Raw genomic sequence first — 16796 nt, 5'->3', positions numbered from 1 at the left:
GCCGGTCCCCCGTGGGGGCCGGCCCTGTTGTTTTCCTGCTCAGGCGAGCGGAGGATACGAGATTCGAACTCGTGAGGGTGTGAACCCAACACGCTTTCCAAGCGTGCGCCCTAGGCCTCTAGGCGAATCCTCCGCCGAACAGGATACAGGTCCGGTCGGGGGTGCCCACCCCACCACCCCCCGGTGATCGACACTCGGTCGGGTAGGCTGTCTGCACCCCCCGTGCGGCGTGCATCTCGTGAACCTCCCCAGGGCCGGAAGGCAGCAAGGATAAGCGGGCTCTGGCGGGTGCACGGGGGGCCTTTCGGTGCCGCCGTCGGCGCCTGCCGCTGAGCTGCCTTGTCAGCAAAGGCTCCTTCTGTTAAGCGGGCGTCAATCCGGCTCCTTCCTTGCCCCGGGGCCAGCGGGGCGGGTGGTCACCCGGGCCGGACCGGCGCAGAATGGCTCGGTCGAGAGGAGGCGGGACGCTGTGGCGCTGGCGCTCTACCGCAAGTACCGGCCACGTACCTTCGCCGAGGTTATCGGGCAGGAGCACGTCACCGAGCCGTTGTCGCAGGCGCTGCGCAGCGGGCGGCTCAATCACGCGTACCTCTTCTCTGGGCCGCGTGGCTGTGGCAAGACCTCCAGTGCCCGCATCCTGGCCCGGTCGCTGAACTGCGAGCATGGCCCGACCCCGGAGCCCTGTGGGACCTGCCCCTCCTGTCGGGCGTTGGCTACCGATGGTGCCGGTTCGATCGATGTCATCGAGATCGACGCGGCCAGTCACGGCGGTGTTGACGACGCGCGGGAGCTGCGCGAGAAGGCGTTCTTCGCGCCCGCGCAGAGCCGCTTCAAGATCTACGTCATCGACGAGGCGCACATGGTCTCGTCGGCCGGCTTCAACGCGCTGCTTAAGCTGGTCGAGGAGCCCCCGGAGTACGTCAAGTTCATCTTCGCCACCACCGAGCCGGAGAAGGTCCTCGGCACGATCAAGTCGCGGACCCACCACTACCCGTTCCGGCTGATCCCGCCGAAGGTGCTCCGGCCCTACCTGGAACAGCTCTGCCAGGCCGAGGGGGTCCAGGTTGAGCCGGCGGTCTTCCCCCTCGTCGTGCGCGCCGGTGGCGGCAGCGCCCGGGACAGTCTCTCGGTGCTCGACCAGCTCATCGCCGGGGCCGGCCCGGAGGGCGTCACCTACGCCCGGGCCGCCGCGCTGCTCGGTGTCACCGACTCGGCGCTGATCGACGAGATGTGCGACGCGCTCGCCGCGGGGGACGGTGCGGCGGCGTACGCCACCGTTGACCGGATCGTCGGCGCCGGCCACGACCCGCGTCGGTTCGCCGCTGACCTGCTGGAGCGCCTGCGTGACCTGATCATCCTCCAGCGGGTGCCGGACGCCGCGCCGAAGGGCCTGGTGGATGGCCCGGCTGACCAGATCGAGCGGATGACCGCCCAGGCGCAGCGGCTTGGGCCGGGCACCCTGTCCCGGTGCGCCGACATCGTGCACGACGGCCTGGTCGAGATGCGGGGTGCCACCGCCCCCCGGCTGCTGCTGGAGCTGATCTGCGCCCGGCTGCTGTTGCCCGGTGCCGATGACTCGACCGTTGGCCTCCTGCAACGCCTCGAAACTCTGGAGCGTCGACTCACGGCCGCCGGTGCCGGTGCCCCACCGGCCGCTGCCCCCGCGCCGACTTCCGCCACGCTGGCTGCCCCTGCCCCGCCGACTACTGGCTCGTCTCCCGTGCCGGCGGCCCCTGCCCCGGCAGTTGGTACGCCTTCCACACCGGCTGCCGGCCCGTCTTCCGCGCCGGCAGCCGACTCCCCGCCTCGCCCGGCGGCTACCGCGACGTCCGCGAGTACGGCGGGCCCGGCTGGTCCGGCCGCGTCCGACGATGCTCGCCGTACCTCCCCCCGGCCGGCGGTCATGCCCGACCCGGCCACGCCCGAGCCGCCCCGGCCGGGTACGACCGGCCCGGGCCCACTCGACGCGGCCGCGGTACGGCGGCGCTGGTCGGAGGTGGTCGGCCTGGTGGGTCGCAAGAGCAAGAAGGCCGCTGCCTGGGCGCGGGAGGCGACGGTCCACGAGGTCGACGGTCAGACCCTCGTGCTGGCCTTCCGGTATCCGTTTCACGCCCAGGCGCTCGCCAACGAGCCGGATCTGCTTATCGAGTCCCTCCACGAGGAGCTGGGCGAGCGCTGGCAGATCAGGTGCGAGGTGGCCGGTGAGCGGGTCGGCGGACCCGCTGCCGGGGCCCGCGCCGGCAGCCCGGCCCGGCCTGCGGCCGCGCCGGCTCGGCCGGAGCCGGCTCCAGCCGCTCCGACCCGCTCGTCGGCCGGCGGCGGGGCGGCCGGCGGCGGGGCGGCTGATGGTGCGGCCCGGCACCCCGCCGGGTCCGCCGAGGAGCAGGAGTGGCCAGAGCCGGCGCGCCCCGGCGGGGCTGCTGCCCCGCCCGAGCCGGTCGGCAGCGCGGCCGAGGAGTGGCCTGCGACCGCCCGTCCAGGGGGGGCAGGGGCGGCCGCCACGGCTCCGTCGGCAGGACCAGCAGCGGGACCGGCTCCGTCAGCAGCAGGGTCGGCGGGGTCGGCTGCCGGTGGTGGCCGGGTCTCCGGCGCGGGTGCGGCGGCGCCTGCGGCCGCATCCCGGCCGTCCGTGACGAGCGGTTCCCCGGCGAGTAGTGCGATCGCCGCTGCCCGGGCGGCGGCTGCCGGCGGGGGGCGGTCGCAGCGCTCCTCCGCTCCGTCGCGACGGATAGCGGAGCCGGACTGGGCCGGCGAGCCGCCGTACGATCCGGACTACGACGGTGCGCCGCGTGGTGGTACGGCTTCCGCGGTGGTGCATGAGGGGTTCGATCCGGGGGACGAGCCGCTGGACGAGGTGATTGATGAGCGGACCGCCCGTCAGTCCAGTGAGGAGCAGGCGGTGCGGCTGCTCCGCGAGGCGTTCGGCGCGGAGCGGATCGACGAGGTTGAGTCCCGTTAGGTCGGCGGTGCTGCTGGCGGGGAGTAGCACCCGTGAGCAAGGCCAGTGAGCAGTAAGCAGTGAGCAGAGTTAGCAGCAAGTCGATGAGTGAGGAGTCGTTCGTGCGCCCAGGTGGACAGCCGAACATGCAGCAGATGCTGAAGCAGGCGCAGAAGATGCAGCAGCAGATCGCCCAGGCGCAGGCCGAGCTGGCCGAGGCGGAGCTGACCGGTGCCGCGGGTGGTGGCCTGGTCACCGCGACCGTCGCCGGCACCGGCGAGCTCAAGTCGGTCACCATCGACCCCAAGGCGGTCGATCCGGAGGATGTCGAGACCCTGGAGGATCTGGTGGTCGCGGCCGTGCGGAACGCCGGCGAGGCGGCCCGGGAGCTGACCGACCAGAAGATGGGGCCGGTGGCCGGCGGCATGGGCGGCCTCGGCATGCCCGGTTTCTGAGCCGACGATGTACGAGGGCGCCATCCAGGACCTGATTGACGAGCTGGGCCGGCTGCCGGGCGTTGGCCCGAAGAGCGCCCAGCGGATCGCTTTTCACGTCCTGTCCGCGGATCCGGCCGACATCAACCGGTTGGCCGGCGCGTTGCGCAAGGTCAAGGAGCTGGTGCGTTTCTGCACCAGTTGCTACAACGTGGCCGAGTCCGAGCAGTGTCGGATCTGTCGCGATCCACGCCGTACCGATGAGGTGCTCTGCGTGGTGGAGGAGCCGAAGGACGTGGTGGCGATCGAGCGGACCGGTGAGTTCCGCGGCCGCTACCACGTCCTCGGTGGCGCGATCAACCCACTGGAGGGGATCGGGCCGGACAATCTGCGCGTCCGGGAGTTGCTGACCCGGCTGGGCGGTGGCGCGGTGCGGGAGCTGATCTTGGCCACCGACCCGAACACCGAGGGTGAGGCGACCGCCACCTATCTGGCGTTGATGGTGAAGCCGATGGGCATCGCCGTGACCCGGTTGGCCAGTGGCCTGCCGGTCGGCGGTGACCTGGAGTACGCCGACGAGATCACTCTCGGTCGTGCCTTCGAGGGGCGCCGGACGGTCTGAGCTCCGGCTGGCACCCCGGGGGCCAACGGCCTGGGCCCACGGGCATCCCTCGGGGGGCCATGGGCGCCCCCGGGGGTGCCAACCAGGCGCCGCTGGCACCCGGGCCAACGGTCTGGGCCTTGTTGGTCACGCATCAACGGGGGTCGTATTGATCTAACAGCTGAGGCCCCCAGGGCTGGGATGATGTAACAGTTTCGCATCACGGCCACCGATCATTCGGAAAGTTCTTCTTTTTTCCTTCGATCCTTCGGCCTGGGTGGGGAAAAGTCGCGATCCGACATCGACTGTCCACCTAGCAGTTTCCGCACCGTTGGCCGGCCGGCTATGGTTCCCGCCATCGGTGACCCCGGTCACCGCGTTGTCCGTATCCACAAGGACGAGGTGAAGCACCCATGCGTGCATCCAGGCCGAAGGCTGCTGTCGCGGCCGTCGCGGTCGCGGCCCTCGCGGTAGCCGGCTGCGCCGAGAGCGACCGCGAGGATTCCGGCGGTAGTAACAATGACACCCTTGTCTTCGGTGTCGCCTCTGACCCGAAGGTGCTCGACCCGAGCTTCGCCAGCGACGGTGAGTCGCTGCGGGTGGCCCGTCAGGTCTTTGAGACCCTGGTCCGCCCCGAGGAGGGCGGCACCAAGGTGAGCCCGGGTCTGGCTGAGTCCTGGACTCCGGATGAGGCGGGCACCACCTGGACCTTCAAGCTTCGCTCGGGCGTGAAGTTCCACGATGGCACCGACTTCAACGCCGAGGCCGTCTGCGTCAACTTCAATCGCTGGTACAACGCCACGGGCCTCATGCAGAGCCCGGACGTGACCGCGTACTGGCAGGACGTGATGCAGGGCTTCGCCCAGAACGAGGACGAAGGGCTCTCGGAGAGCCTCTTCAAGTCCTGCACCGCCAAGGACGCCACCACGGTCGACCTGACCTTCAGCCGGGTCTCCAGCAAGATCCCGGCCGCCCTGATGTTGCCGTCGTTCTCCATCCACAGCCCGACGGCGCTGGAGAAGTACGACGCGGACAACATCGGCGGCACCGCGGACGACGTCCAGTACCCCGAGTACGCGACCAAGTACCCGACCGGCACCGGACCCTTCAAGTTCAAGTCCTGGGACATCGCCAACAAGTCGCTCACCATCGAGCGCAACGACGACTACTGGGGCGAAAAGGCCAAGCTAAAGAACCTCATCTTCCGGACCATCCCGGATGAGAACGCGCGCAAGCAGGCGCTGAGCTCCGGCGACATCGACGGCTACGACCTGGTCGGGCCGGCTGATGTCGAGCCGTTGAAGAGCGAGGGCTTCAATCTCCTGACCCGGCCGGCGTTCAACATCCTCTACCTGGCCATGAACCAGGAGGGGAACCCGAAGCTGGCCGACCTCAAGGTCCGGCAGGCGATCGCCCACGCGATCAACCGGCAGGCCCTGGTCGACTCGAAGCTGCCCCCGGGCGCGAAGGTCGCGACGAACTTCTTCCCGGACACGGTCGAGGGTTGGAACGGCGACGTCACCACCTACGACTACGACGTCGACAAGGCCAAGCAGTTGCTGGCCGAGGCCGACGCGACGGACCTGACGCTGCGGTTCCACTACCCGACCGAGGTCACCCGTCCGTACATGCCGAACCCGAAGGATCTCTTCGAGCTGGTCTCGGCGGACCTCCAGGCGGCTGGCATCACGGTCGAGCCGATCCCGCTGAAGTGGACCCCGGACTACATCAACGCCACCACCTCCGGTAGCGAGCACGACCTGCACTTCCTCGGCTGGACCGGCGACTACGGCGACGCCTACAACTTCATCGGTATCTTCTTCGACCGGCAGAAGGACGAGTGGGGCTTCGACAACCCGGCCCTCTTCGAACAGCTCCAGGACGCCGACTCCACCGCCGACAAGGCGGAACGGGTGGAGAAGTACAAGGGTGTGAACAAGACCATCATGGACTTCCTGCCCGGGGTGCCGATCTCGCACTCACCGCCGGCGATCGTGTTCGGCAAGGACGTGACCGGCATCACGGCCAGCCCGCTCACCGACGAGCGGTTCGCCAACGCTGAGTTCAAGTCCTGATCTAAGGCAAGAAACCGGGCGGGCGCTGTGCTGCACAGCGCCCGCCCGCGCCCCTCCGCACCCTTCTGAGGCATCGTGTTCCGGTTTATCGTCAGACGCCTGCTCCAGCTGATACCAACGCTGTTCGGGCTTTCGCTCCTGCTCTTCATCTGGGTCCGTCGCCTACCGGGCGGCCCCGAGGACGCCATCCTCGGCGAGCGTGGCACCCCCGAGATGCGCGCGGCGATTCGCCGCAGCATGGGTCTCGACGAGCCGATCCTGGTCCAGTACGGCCGCTTCGTGCAGCGGCTCCTCCGCCTGGACCTGGGCACCTCGTCGTCGACCAAGCGCCCGGTGGTCGAAGAGTTCCTGGAGCGTTTCCCCGGCACCGTCGAGTTGACGATCACCGCCCTGGTGATCGCGATCGGGGTCGGCATTCCCCTCGGCTACCTCGCCGCCCGCCGTCGGGGCCAGCTCCTCGACCATCTCTCGGTCGGCGGATCGCTGGTCGGGATCTGCGTCCCTATCTTCTTCCTGGCCTACGTCCTGAAGGCGATCTTCTCGGAGAACCTGGGCTGGTTCCCGTCCAGCGGCCGACAGGATCCGACCCTCGACGCGACCCGGATCACGAACTTCTTCGTCCTCGACGGGCTGATGACCCGGGAGTGGGATGCCGCCGCGGACGCGCTCTGGCATCTGGTGCTGCCGGGGATCGCCCTGGCCAGCATCCCGTTGGCGATCATCGTCCGGATCACCCGGGCGAGTGTGTTGGAGGTGCTCAACGAGGACTTCGTCCGGACCGCCGAGGCGAAGGGGCTGACCGAGCGGACCGTGCGGGGCCGGCATGTGCTGCGCAACTCGCTGTTGCCGGTGGTCACCTCGATCGGCCTGCTCACCGGGGGGCTGCTCTCCGGTGCCGTGCTGACCGAGACCGTCTTCGCGTTCACCGGCATCGGGGCCTTCATCTACGAGGCGATCAACCATCGTGACTACCCGGTGCTGCTGGGCTTCATCATGATCATATCGGTGGTGTACGTGCTGGTGAACCTCCTGGTTGACCTCTCCTACAGCCTGATCGACCCGAGGGTGAGGGTCCGATGACGATGACAGGTAGAAAGGAGCGGTTGGATCGGCTCGCCGAGTTGGTGAACCGGGACGACGAGCGGGGGGTCAGCCTCTGGCAGGAGGCGTTCCGGCGGCTGCGGCGGAACCCCGCCGCCATCATCGGCGCCGTCATTCTGACGGCCTTCGTCCTGGTGGCGCTGGTCGGCCCGTTCTTCGTCCCCTACGAGCCGAAGGACACCATCGGGATTCGCGAGGGCCTGGTGAAGTCGGGGCAGGGCATCATCCCCGGCGCCTCCGCCGAGCACTGGTTCGGCTACGACCACCAGGGCCGGGACGTCTTCAGCCGGATGATCGTCGGGGCTCGACAGACGCTGCTGGTCGGCGTGGTCGCCACGCTGATCGGACTGACCGTGGGCGCCCTGATCGGCGGGATCGCCGGCGCGGCCGCCGGTCTGGGGGGCCGCTGGGGGCGCGCGGTCGACAACGCGCTCATGCGCGTCATCGACATGATGCTGGCGCTGCCCAGCCTCCTGCTCGCGGTCAGCATCGCCGCCCTGCTCGGGGCGAGCCTCAGCACCGTCATGATCGCGGTCGGCATGGTGTCGGTGCCGGTCTTCGCCCGGCTGCTGCGGGTCTCGATGATCGCGCAGGCCAACAGCGACTACGTGCTCGCGGCCACCTCACTCGGCGTCCGGAAGCCGAAGATCGCGCTGACGCACATCGTGCCGAACTCGCTGGCTCCGGTTATCGTGCAGGCCACGCTGACCCTGGCCACCGCGATCATCGAGGCCGCCGCGCTCTCGTTCCTCGGCCTCGGCAACCCGGACACGGCGCAGCCCGAGTGGGGCGTCATGCTCGCCGACGCCCAGCCGTACCTCGGCATTCGACCCGCACTGGCGATCTTCCCGGCGGTGGCGATCATCATCACCGCGCTCGGCTTCACCCTGCTCGGTGAGGCGATGCGTGAGGCCCTCGACCCGAAGCTGCGGAAGTAGGTCCCGCCATGTGTGTAGCCCGAGAAACGGGTTCGCGAGCCCCGCAGGTGCGAACGGAGGGCCGGTAATGGCGCTGCTCGAAGTGGATGACCTGAGCGTCACGTTCGCCCGGCGTGGGCAGCGTACGGTGCGCGCGGTGGACGGGGTCTCCTTCTCGGTCGACACCGGTGAGGTCGTCGGTCTGGTCGGTGAGTCCGGCTGCGGCAAGAGCGTCACCTCGATGGCGATCATGGGTCTGCTGCCTCGGCATCCGGGCACCCGGATCGGCGGCAAGGCGGTCTTCGACGGAACCGACCTGCTCGGACTCGACGACCGCGCCCGGCGGGACATCCGCGGTCGGGACGTAGCGATGATCTTCCAGGATCCGCTCTCCTCGCTGAATCCGGTGATCCCGATCGGGTTGCAGGTGACCGAGGTGTTGGCCCGTCACCGGGGAATGACGGGTGGCGCGGCACGCAGGGAAGCGGCCGGGTTGCTGGACCGGGTCGGCATCCCGGATCCGAACCGGCGGCTCAAGGAGTATCCGCACCAGCTCTCCGGTGGGATGCGGCAACGGGCGTTGATCGCGATGGCGGTCGCCTGCCGTCCCCGGCTGCTGATCGCCGACGAGCCGACCACCGCGCTGGACGTCACCATCCAGGCGCAGATCCTGGAGCTGCTCAAGGAGTTGGTCCACGACTCCGGCACCGCACTGGTCATGATCACCCACGATCTGGGGGTGGTCGCCGGCATGTGTGACAGCATCAACGTGCTGTACGCGGGTCGGGTGGTCGAGACCGCCCGTCGACGTCCCCTCTTCCGGGAACCACGGCACCCGTACACCGCGGGTCTGCTCGGTTCGGTGCCCCGCCTGGACAGTGGACGTGGCGAGCCGCTGAACCCGATCCCCGGCTCGGTACGCGACGTGCTGTCCTGGTCGGAGGGCTGTGCGTTCGCTCCGCGCTGCTCCCGGCGGGTGGACGCCTGCCTCGACGAGACGCCGCCGCTGGTACGCACCTACGACGGCCGTACCTACCGCTGTGTCGACCCGGTGCCGTTGCCCGGTGCCGTCCCGGCCCAGGCCGGTCCGGCCGACCAGCCCGGGGCGTCGAGCCCGGAGCCCAACGAGGAGAAGACCCGTGACTGACAACGAGATCCTCGTCGAGGTCCGTGACCTGAAGGTGCACTTTCCGATCAAGCGGGGGGTGCTCTTCGATCGCACGATCGGCCACGTGAAGGCGGTCGACGGGGTCGACCTGCGGATTCCCCGCGGCAAGACCTACGGCCTGGTGGGCGAGTCCGGCTGCGGGAAGTCGACGCTCGGCCGGGCGCTGCTCCAGCTGACCGCGCCCACCGGCGGCGAGGTCGTCTTCGACGGTGTCGAGCTGACCACGCTGCCGCCGGCCCGGCTGCGCGCCATGCGTCGTCGGATGCAGATGATTTTCCAGGATCCGATGTCCAGCCTGGACCCACGGCAGAATGTCGAGTCGATCCTCACCGAGGGTTTGCAGACCCACGGCATCGGCGGCAACCGGGACGAGCGACGCGCGATCATCGGGGCGGCGCTCGACAAGGTGGGGCTGCCCCGGTGGGCGCTGTCCCGTTACCCGCACGAGTTCTCCGGCGGGCAGCGGCAGCGGATCGGGATCGCCCGGGCGGTGGTCCTCGGTCCGGAGCTGATCGTCGCCGACGAGCCGGTGTCCGCCCTGGACGTGTCGATCCAGGCGCAGGTGGTCAACCTCCTCGACGAACTGCAGGAGAGCCTCGGTCTCACCTATCTGGTGATCGCGCACGATCTGGCCGTCGTCCGGCACATCTCCGACATCGTCGGCGTCATGTACCTCGGCGCTCTGGTGGAGGAGGCCCCGAGCGACCGGCTCTACACCGAGCCGCTGCACCCGTACACCCGGGCGCTCATGTCGGCGGTGCCGGTGCCGGACCCGGATGTGGAGGACCGCCGGGAGCGGATCCTGCTCGCCGGGGACCTGCCCTCGCCAGCCAACCCGCCGGCGGGCTGCCGATTCCACACCCGCTGTCCGTGGGCCCAGCCGACGCGCTGCGCCGACGAACGGCCGGTGCTGCGCGACATCGGCGGCAGCCGGGTGGCCTGCCACTGGGCCGAGCAGATCGCCAGCGGGGAACTTCGTCCGGGCCACGCCGGGGCGGGAGCCACCCGGGCGTCCGACGGTGACGCGGTTCCGGAGCCGGTATCGATCCCGGCCCCGACCGCGAAGGCGGATTCCGCCGACGGCTGAGCCGTCGAAGCCGGGTCGCGGGCAGCCAGGACCGGCTGTTACCGCGGCTCGGCTCAGCCGTCGGGGCGGTGGAGCAGGGCGACGGCGATCGCGTGTACCGCTCCGAGGCCGGCCGGGTCGGGCAGCATCACCCGTCCGCCGGTCACGACATACCACTCGTCGGCCTCGCGGTACTGCACTCGCAGGGTGACCTGACCGTCGAGGTACTCGGTGCGGAGCGTCAGCTCGCCGGTGATCACACCGACCTCGTCGGTCATCACCCCGCCCGGCCCGGGGACGATGTCCGCGCTGCAGACCTGGGATCCGCCGTCGGCCCGCATCCCGGAGCCGGGAGTGCCGCCCGCCGGGGCGCCGGTGGTCTCCGCGCTCATCCCGGCGCCGGGTACCGCGGCACCGGCAGCGCCGTCGGCCGTCATCCCGGCGCTGCCCGGGGCGGAACCACCGGTCACGTCGTTGTCGGCTCCCGGGAGCCGGTGCGGTGTCGGGTCAGTCCCGGTGCTGGTCACGATCGGCTCCCCCCGGTGCAGCCCGCCAACATGTCGGCCAGCGCGGTCTTCTCGTCGGTGTTCACCGACAGCTGCCAGTGATGTTTCACCGTGACCCAGCTTTCGGCGTAGCGGCACCAGTATGACCGGTTCGCCGGTCGCCACTGGGATGGATCCTGATCACCCTTCGACCGGTTGGCGGTGCGGGAAACCGCGAAGAGGTGCGGCAGCCGGGTGTCGTTGGCGAAGTCACCCCGCTTCGCGTCGGTCCACCGGTCGGCCCCGGATCGCCAGGCGTTTGCCAACGGGACCATGTGGTCAACATCGACCTCGGAGGGGTCGGTGAGGACCAGGCCGTCATAGACGCTCTCCCAGCGCCCACCGACCACGTTGCAGCCGGAGAGCTTGATGCTCTCTCCGTCGCGCGCGAGCACGGTGTCCCGGACGTCGCAGTTCTTGCCGGTGCCCCGCCAGTGGGGGAAGCGGTCGCGGCTGTAGCCCTTCATCGAGCCGGCGCTGGCCACCGTCAGCTCGGCCAGCTTCTCCATCGCGCTCCCACCGTCGCTGGTGGGCGTCGGCTCCGGTGTGGTGGCCGGGACGCAGCCGGCCAAGCCGAGCGCCAGCACTGTCGCGAGTAGCGGTCCGGATCTGGTACGCAGAGACGACACCGCTCTAGCTTGGCGGGTTCCAGGGCTCTCGCCCAGCATCTCGGCGGGCCGTTTCGGCGTTTCGTAGCCGCTTCGAGATCGAGTCGGGGCAACCTTGGGGCCATGACTACACCCTCCCTTCGGCTGGGTACCCCGGCGGGGGCCGGCACGCTACTCGCCGCGGTGCTCGCCTCCGGCATGGTCTTTCTCGATGGGACCGTGGTCAACGTTGCCCTGCCCCGCCTTGGCGCGGACCTCGACGCCACCGTCTCGGATCTGCAGTGGACGGTCAATGGCTACCTGCTGATGCTCGCGGCGTTCGTACTGCTCGGTGGCGCGCTCGGGGACCGGTTCGGCCGACGGCGGGTCTTCCTGCTCGGGGTGGTGTGGTTCACCGTGGCGTCGGTGCTGTGTGGGCTGGCCCAGGACACCGGGCAGCTCATCGCGGCCCGGCTCCTGCAGGGCGCCGGAGCGGCCCTGCTCACCCCCGGTTCCCTGTCGGTCCTACAGGCCAGCTTCCACCCGGACGACCGGGGGCGGGCGATCGGCGCCTGGGCCGGCTTCTCCGGCGTCTCCACCGCGCTCGGCCCCTTCGTCGGCGGCTGGCTGATCGACCAGTTCTCCTGGCGATGGATCTTCTTCCTGAACGTGCCGCTGGCCGTGTTGGTGCTGCTGGCCGCCCTGCGCTGGGTGCCGGAGAGTCGCGACGAGAGCGCCTCGCGTACCAGGACCAAGGGGTCGGGCCGGCGGCGGTTCGACGTGCTCGGCACGGTGCTGGGGGCGGTCGCCCTGGCCGGGATCACGTTCGCGCTGATCGACGCACCGGCTCGGGGTGCGACGTCGGTATCGGTGTTGCTCGCCGCCGCGGCCGGGGTCTTCGCTTCGGTGGCCTTCGTGCTGGTCGAGCGACGTCGGGGGGAGACCGCGATGCTGCCGACCGGGCTGTTCAGCAGCCGGATCTTCTCCGTGCTGAACATCTTCACTGTGGTGATCTACGCGGCGCTCAGTGGGTTCACCTTCTTCGTCGCCGTTTTTCTTCAGAACGTGGCCGGCTGGTCGGCGCTGGCCACCGGCGTCGCGCTGCTGCCGGTGACCGTGCTGCTGCTGGTCGGCTCACCGCTCGCCGGTGATCTGGCGACTCGGATCGGGCCCCGCCTGCCGTTGACCGTGGGGCCGGTGGTGTCCGCGGTCGGGCTTGTCCTGCTCCGTGAGGTCGGGGCGGAGGCGTCCTATTGGCGGGACGTGCTGCCCGGGGTGTTTCTCTTCGGGTTCGGGCTGGCCCTGGTGGTGGCGCCGTTGACGGCCTCGGTGCTGGCCGCCGTCGCGGATCGCTTCGCCGGAGTGGCGAGTGGCTTCAACAATGCGGCCTCGCGCGCCGGGGGGCTACTCGCGGTGGCCGCACTGCCCTTGCTGGTCGGCCTCTCCGGCACCGAGTATGAACGGCCGGACGAGTTGACCGCCGCCTACCGGGGCGCGCTGGCCTGGTGCGCCGGGCTGCTGCTGATCGGGGCGGCGCTGGCCGTGGTCTTCGTACGCCGTCCGCGCCGGGCGCCGCCACCGTCGCAGCCCTGCCAGTCCCTGCCGGCCGCCACCGGGTCGGAGAAGGGGATGGCTTCTTGACGGCTCCGGCCGTACCGGCCGACTGAGGTCGGCCGGTACGGCCGGCAGGCGGCCGGGCCCGGGTTTGCCCTCGGGTGGAGTCAAACCGGGCCGGGCCCCGGGTTGACCTCGGGTGGAGGCCAACCGGACTGAGTCCCGGGTGAACCTCGGTGGAGGCCAACCCGGACTGGGTCCCGGGTGAACCTCGGTGGAGGCCAACCCGGGCCGGGCCTTGGGTGCCTCAGTGGGCGCGGTTGACGGCGCTGGTCACCGCCCTGATGGTGGCGGTGACGATGTTGGCGTCCACGCCGACGCCCCAGACCGTACGGCCGTCCACCGCGCACTCCACGTACGCGGCCGCCTGGGCGTCGCCGCCGGCGGAGAGGGCGTGTTCGTGGTAGTCGAGGACGCGTACGTTGACGTCGAGGGACTGCAGCGCGTTGACATACGCGTCCACCGGTCCGTTGCCGATGGCGCTGACGGCGCGTTGCCCGCCGCCGTGCCCGACCCGCGCCTCGAACTCGACCTTGCCGTCCACCGTGCCGAGCGTGTAGGTGGTCAGGGTGACCGTGGGGTTCACCTGGTGGTCGAGCAGGTACTGCCCGGCGAAGATCTCCCACATGGTCTGCGGGTCGACCTCGCCGCCGTTGTCGTCGGTGACCTGCTGGACCACGCCGGAGAACTCGATCTGGAGCCGGCGGGGCAGGTCGAGTTGGTGCTCGGTCTTCATGATGTACGCCACGCCGCCCTTGCCGGACTGCGAGTTGACCCGGATGACGGCCTCGTAGGTGCGACCCAGGTCCTTCGGGTCGATCGGCAGGTACGGCACCGCCCACGGGTGCTGCTCGACCGGGATGCCGGCGGTGTCGGCGGAGGCCGCGAGGGCGTCGAACCCCTTGTTGATCGCGTCCTGGTGGGAACCGGAGAAGGCGGTGTAGACCAGGTCGCCGGCGTACGGGTGGCGCTCGTGCACGGGTAGCTGGTTGCAGTACTCGACGGCACGTTTGATCTCGTCGATGTTCGAGAAGTCGATCATAGGATCGATGCCCTGGGAGAAGAGGTTCAGGCCCAGGGTGACCAGGTCCACGTTGCCGGTGCGCTCGCCGTTGCCGAAGAGGCAGCCCTCGATCCGGTCCGCACCGGCCAGCAGGCCCAGTTCGGCGGCGGCCACTCCGGTGCCGCGGTCGTTGTGCGGGTGCAGGCTGAGCACCAGGCTGTCCCGTCGGGGCAGGTGGCGGTGCATCCACTCGATCGAGTCGGCGTAGACGTTTGGCATCGCCATCTCGACGGTGGCCGGCAGGTTGAGGATCAGCCGGTGGTCGGGGTTCGGGTCGAGGACCTCGATCACCTTCGCGCAGACCTCCACGGCGTAGTCCAGCTCGGTGCCGGTGTACGACTCGGGGGAGTACTCGTAGTGGATGTCGGTGTCCGGGGTGTGGATCTCCGCGTACTTCTGGCAGAGCCGGGCGCCGGTGGTCGCGATGTCGGTGATGCCGTCGCGGTCCAGCCCGAAGACGACCTGGCGTTGCAGCGTTGAGGTCGAGTTGTAGAAGTGCACGATTGCCCGCTTCGCGCCCCGCAGCGCGGTGAAGGTGCGGTCGATCAGGTGTTCCCGGCACTGCGTCAACACCTGGATGGTGACATCGTCGGGGATCAGGTCCTGCTCGATGAGCTGTCGGACGAAGTCGTAGTCGGACTGGCTGGCCGAGGGGAAGCCGACCTCGATCTCCTTGTAGCCGAGCTGCACCAGGAGCTGGAACATCCGGCGCTTGCGCTCGGGGGACATCGGGTCGATCAGGGCCTGGTTGCCGTCTCGCAGGTCGACCGCGCACCAGCGCGGCGCGGCCTCGATCTGCCGGGTGGGCCAGCTGCGGTCGGGGAGGTCGGTGCGGAACTGACGCTGGTAGGGCTGGTAGCGGTGGTACGGCATCCGGCTGGGGCGTTGCCGGGCGATGGGGTCGGTCGCAGCGTCGGGGGTGGCAGCAGGGTGGGCCATGCGGAGTGCCTCCGTGGTCATGTGACATCAGCAGTCGAGGTCGGCGAGGCGCCGAAGAATGGGTCGGAGCGGGCGGCGCGGTTCGACCCCGCGGCGAGGTGCCGGCCGTCAGGCCTCGCCGCGGCGACCAAGGAGAAGCAACGGCTGCCACATGACAGCGTCACCCTACGTGGCGGGAAGTGGATCTGGGAAGGATCGCCCGGACTGTGAGACGGGAGTCGCAGTCGGGTGGCCAGCAACAGGTCAGCGGGAAGGTCGAGCTCGCTGGTACGACGGTGCGGTTGGCGGCGGTTAAATGTGGGAAAAGGTACCCGTAACGGTCCGCTGTCCGGAGCGTCCCGGCGCTCGGGGCCGGATGCTGGGATCACCCGACGCGGCCGGGTGGTCCGCCGGATACCCTGAGGGCGTCTTGACATGACGCCGCCGGCTCCGTCGGCGGCGTCGGCACGCTCAGGGTCACTTGGGAGGGGAGTGCGCCGTCGTGGCACTCGTGGTGCAGAAGTACGGCGGATCCTCCGTCGACAACGCCGAGCGGATCAAGCGGGTGGCCGAGCGGATCGTCGCCGCCCGTAAGGCCGGCGACGACGTGGTGGTGGTGGTCTCCGCCATGGGCGACACCACCGACGAGTTGACCGATCTCGCCAACCAAGTCAGTCCGCTGCCGCCCGGTCGGGAGCTGGACATGCTGCTCACCGCCGGGGAGCGCATCTCGATGGCGCTGCTCGCGATGGCGATCCACAACCTGGGGTACGAGGCGCGGTCGTTCACCGGCTCGCAGGCCGGGGTCATCACCACCTCGGTGCACGGTCGGGCCCGGATCATCGACGTCACGCCGGGGCGGCTCAAGGGTGCCCTGGACGAGGGCGCGGTGGTCATCGTCGCCGGCTTCCAGGGCGTGTCGCAGGACACCAAGGACGTCACCACTCTGGGGCGGGGTGGCTCGGATACCACCGCCGTGGCTCTCGCCGCCGCGCTCAACGCCGATGTGTGCGAGATTTACAGCGACGTTGACGGCGTCTTCAGCGCCGATCCGCGGATCGTGCCGGACGCCCGGCACATCCGACAGATCACCTACGAGGAGATGCTGGAGCTCGCCGCCTGCGGCGCCAAGATTCTGGCGCTGCGCGCCGTGGAGTACGCCCGCCGGGCGGGGTTGCCGGTCCACGTCCGTTCGTCATACTCGACCAGCACCGGCACGATGGTCACCGGATCGATGGAGGACCTTCCCGTGGAACAGGCGTTGATCACCGGAGTCGCCCACGACCGCAGCGAAGCCAAGATCACGATCGTCGGGGTGCCCGACGAGCCGGGTGCGGCCGCGCGGATCTTCGACACCGTCGCCGGTGCGGAGATCAACATAGACATGATCGTGCAGAACGTCTCCACCGAGGGCACCGGCCGGACGGACATCTCGTTCACCCTGCCCAAGACCGACGGCCCCACCGCCATGGCCGCGCTCAGCAAGATCCAGGACAGCGTCAAGTTCAAGGGGCTGCTCTACGACGACCACGTCGGCAAGGTCTCGCTGATCGGTGCCGGAATGCGTTCCCACCCGGGCGTGGCGGCCGGCTTCTTCGCCGCCCTCGGCCAGGCCGGCGTGAACATCGAGATGATCTCCACGTCGGAGATCCGGGTCTCGGTGGTGTGCCGCGACACCGACCTGGACAACGCCGTGCGCGCCATCCACGACGCCTTCGAGCTCGGTGGTGACACCGAGGCGGTTGTGTACGCAGGGACGGGGCGGTAGC

General features: G+C 69.8%; 13 protein-coding genes, 1 tRNA gene and 1 other RNA gene. 11 read left to right on the top strand and 4 right to left on the bottom strand.

Going from position 1 to position 16796, the window contains the following annotated elements; translation table 11 throughout:
* Positions 1 to 48: 48 nt before the first annotated feature.
* A tRNA-Ser gene (locus B118_RS0118340) sits at positions 49 to 133 on the bottom strand.
* Positions 134 to 214: 81 nt separating this feature from the next.
* On the opposite strand from B118_RS0118340, the gene ffs reads away from it, so the two are divergent.
* The 9 genes from ffs (at position 215) to B118_RS0118300 (ending at position 10321) form a co-directional block, all read left to right on the top strand.
* An RNA gene (ffs, locus tag B118_RS30650) (signal recognition particle sRNA small type) lies at positions 215 to 305 on the top strand.
* A 164-nt stretch (positions 306 to 469) separates the two neighbouring features.
* Positions 470 to 2959, top strand: coding sequence for a DNA polymerase III subunit gamma and tau (locus B118_RS0118335; RefSeq protein WP_028193174.1), 2490 nt, complete (start codon positions 470 to 472; stop codon positions 2957 to 2959).
* 125 nt (positions 2960 to 3084) lie between these two features.
* On the top strand, positions 3085 to 3393 hold the full coding sequence (locus tag B118_RS0118330; protein WP_018221667.1) for a YbaB/EbfC family nucleoid-associated protein: 309 nt from the start codon (positions 3085 to 3087) through the stop codon (positions 3391 to 3393).
* Between the two features lie 7 nt (positions 3394 to 3400).
* A complete protein-coding gene (recR, locus tag B118_RS0118325) occupies positions 3401 to 3994 on the top strand; it encodes a recombination mediator RecR (RefSeq protein ID WP_018221666.1) in 594 nt (197 codons plus the stop codon).
* 392 nt (positions 3995 to 4386) lie between these two features.
* Positions 4387 to 6048: an ABC transporter substrate-binding protein gene (locus tag B118_RS0118320; RefSeq protein WP_018812380.1), complete on the top strand. Its 1662-nt coding sequence runs from the start codon at positions 4387 to 4389 to the stop codon at positions 6046 to 6048.
* A 75-nt stretch (positions 6049 to 6123) separates the two neighbouring features.
* Positions 6124 to 7128, top strand: a complete 1005-nt coding sequence (locus B118_RS0118315; protein ID WP_018221664.1) for an ABC transporter permease — start codon at positions 6124 to 6126, stop codon at positions 7126 to 7128.
* Positions 7125 to 8087: an ABC transporter permease gene (locus tag B118_RS0118310; protein WP_027648480.1), complete on the top strand. Its 963-nt coding sequence runs from the start codon at positions 7125 to 7127 to the stop codon at positions 8085 to 8087. Before B118_RS0118315 ends, B118_RS0118310 begins: the two co-directional genes overlap by 4 nt.
* Positions 8088 to 8154: 67 nt before the next feature.
* Positions 8155 to 9213 (top strand): ABC transporter ATP-binding protein, encoded by a 1059-nt coding sequence (locus B118_RS0118305; RefSeq protein WP_027658336.1) that lies wholly within the window; start codon positions 8155 to 8157, stop codon positions 9211 to 9213.
* Positions 9206 to 10321: an ABC transporter ATP-binding protein gene (locus B118_RS0118300; protein ID WP_027658337.1), complete on the top strand. Its 1116-nt coding sequence runs from the start codon at positions 9206 to 9208 to the stop codon at positions 10319 to 10321. The genes B118_RS0118305 and B118_RS0118300 overlap by 8 nt, the downstream gene beginning before the upstream one ends.
* 53 nt (positions 10322 to 10374) lie before the next feature.
* Here B118_RS0118300 and B118_RS0118295 read toward each other — a convergent pair whose 3' ends face one another.
* Positions 10375 to 10827: a hypothetical protein gene (locus B118_RS0118295; RefSeq protein ID WP_018221660.1), complete on the bottom strand. Its 453-nt coding sequence runs from the start codon at positions 10825 to 10827 to the stop codon at positions 10375 to 10377.
* A complete protein-coding gene (locus tag B118_RS0118290; RefSeq protein ID WP_018221659.1) occupies positions 10824 to 11432 on the bottom strand; it encodes an HNH endonuclease family protein in 609 nt (202 codons plus the stop codon). The genes B118_RS0118295 and B118_RS0118290 overlap by 4 nt, the downstream gene beginning before the upstream one ends.
* A gap of 144 nt (positions 11433 to 11576) precedes the next feature.
* Between B118_RS0118290 and B118_RS0118285 the strand changes: the two genes are divergently transcribed.
* Positions 11577 to 13073: an MFS transporter gene (locus B118_RS0118285; protein ID WP_018812384.1), complete on the top strand. Its 1497-nt coding sequence runs from the start codon at positions 11577 to 11579 to the stop codon at positions 13071 to 13073.
* A 220-nt stretch (positions 13074 to 13293) separates the two neighbouring features.
* On the opposite strand, the gene leuA is transcribed toward B118_RS0118285, so the two are convergent.
* Positions 13294 to 15069 carry a 2-isopropylmalate synthase gene (gene leuA / locus B118_RS0118280; protein WP_028193173.1) on the bottom strand — a complete coding sequence of 592 codons (1776 nt, stop codon included), beginning with the start codon at positions 15067 to 15069 and terminating at the stop codon, positions 13294 to 13296.
* A gap of 460 nt (positions 15070 to 15529) precedes the next feature.
* Here leuA and B118_RS0118275 point away from each other — a divergent pair, with 460 nt between their 5' ends.
* Entirely contained in the window at positions 15530 to 16795 is a 1266-nt protein-coding gene (locus B118_RS0118275; protein WP_018221656.1) for an aspartate kinase, read from the top strand.
* Position 16796 lies beyond the last annotated feature (1 nt).

It is taken from the genome of Salinispora pacifica CNR114, from assembly GCF_000514775.1.
GTDB lineage: Bacteria > Actinomycetota > Actinomycetes > Mycobacteriales > Micromonosporaceae > Micromonospora > Micromonospora pacifica.
Note: the sequence above shows the minus strand (reverse complement) of the source record. Positions and strands in the feature narration are given on the sequence as shown.

Coding starts and splice junctions, on each gene's coding strand:
- B118_RS0118305 (WP_027658336.1), top strand. CDS start 8,155: ATGGCGCTGCTCGAAGTGGATGACCTGAGCGTCACGTTCGCCCGGCGT.
- B118_RS0118330 (WP_018221667.1), top strand. CDS start 3,085: ATGCAGCAGATGCTGAAGCAGGCGCAGAAGATGCAGCAGCAGATCGCC.
- B118_RS0118285 (WP_018812384.1), top strand. CDS start 11,577: ATGACTACACCCTCCCTTCGGCTGGGTACCCCGGCGGGGGCCGGCACG.
- recR (WP_018221666.1), top strand. CDS start 3,401: ATGTACGAGGGCGCCATCCAGGACCTGATTGACGAGCTGGGCCGGCTG.
- B118_RS0118320 (WP_018812380.1), top strand. CDS start 4,387: ATGCGTGCATCCAGGCCGAAGGCTGCTGTCGCGGCCGTCGCGGTCGCG.
- B118_RS0118310 (WP_027648480.1), top strand. CDS start 7,125: ATGACGATGACAGGTAGAAAGGAGCGGTTGGATCGGCTCGCCGAGTTG.
- leuA (WP_028193173.1), bottom strand. CDS start 15,069: ATGACCACGGAGGCACTCCGCATGGCCCACCCTGCTGCCACCCCCGAC.